Source organism: Exiguobacterium sp. B2(2022) (genome assembly GCF_028823655.1).
Taxonomy (GTDB): domain Bacteria; phylum Bacillota; class Bacilli; order Exiguobacteriales; family Exiguobacteriaceae; genus Exiguobacterium; species Exiguobacterium aestuarii_A.
Window position 1 is genome coordinate 1 of sequence record NZ_JAPEHX010000131.1, and the last position, 954, is coordinate 954.

At 44.0% G+C, this 954-nt stretch carries 1 protein-coding gene; it reads right to left on the reverse strand.

Features of this window, described 5'->3' with window-relative positions; genetic code table 11:
* A partial coding sequence (locus ON063_RS14655; protein WP_274665627.1) for a thiamine pyrophosphate-dependent enzyme occupies nucleotides 1–586 on the reverse strand: 586 nt, incomplete at its 3' end.
* Nucleotides 587–954: the final 368 nt, after the last annotated feature.

Genomic DNA, 954 nt, shown 5'->3' on the forward strand with positions numbered 1-954 from the left:
TGTTTTGAACGACGAAGATTGCTGGTGATTTGAATGCACCTGCAAAGTTCAATCCTTCATAGAAGTCACCTTGTGATGAGCCACCGTCACCTGTGTAAGTAATAGCGACATTTTTGTTGCCGTTGCGTTTGAGGCCCATTGCCACACCCGCAGTTTGAATGATTTGTGCACCGATGATGATTTGCGGCATCAATACGTTGACACCTTCAGGGATGCGGTTTCCTGCCACGTGTCCACGTGAGAACAAGAACGCTTGATAAAGCGGAAGTCCGTGGAATACGAGTTGTGGAATATCACGGTATCCTGGAAGGATCCAGTCCTCTTTGTCGAGCGCGTATTGCGTCCCGATCATCGTCGCTTCTTGACCTGCCACTGGCGCGTAGAATCCTAGGCGTCCTTGACGGTTAAGTGAGATGGCGCGTTGGTCCCAGATTCGAGTATAGACCATGCGGCGCATGAGTTCCTGAAGTTGCTCGTCCGTTAGGTCAGGCATTGCGTCTTGGTTGACGACCTCACCCTTCTCGTCGAGAATACGGAACGTTTGGAAGTTTTCTTCCACGTTTTGAAGTACCTGAACGTTGTTCATTCGTTTCACCTCATCCTTTCAACTATGAGACAATTGTCTTTTTTGTGATCAAACACTATCTCAAATCTTACGTGTATCTGTCCAAAAAAGCAATCTGTATTAACGTAATTCAGGAAAGTTATGCTCTCCTGCCGTTTCCTAGTTAGTATAAAACGGGTTGTTATAATAACGCAAAAAATATGCTTACCGAAATAAAACGCTTACATTCAAGGGATATGACCTTCATTTTGTCTCTGTATCATTTTCGTTTCACCTTCTGTACCATCCACATTCTTCTCTCTTTAAATATGATATAATCAATCATATACGTTTTATAGAAAGGAAGTTGCACATGTTAACGATGAAAGACGTCATTCGCGAAGGAGACG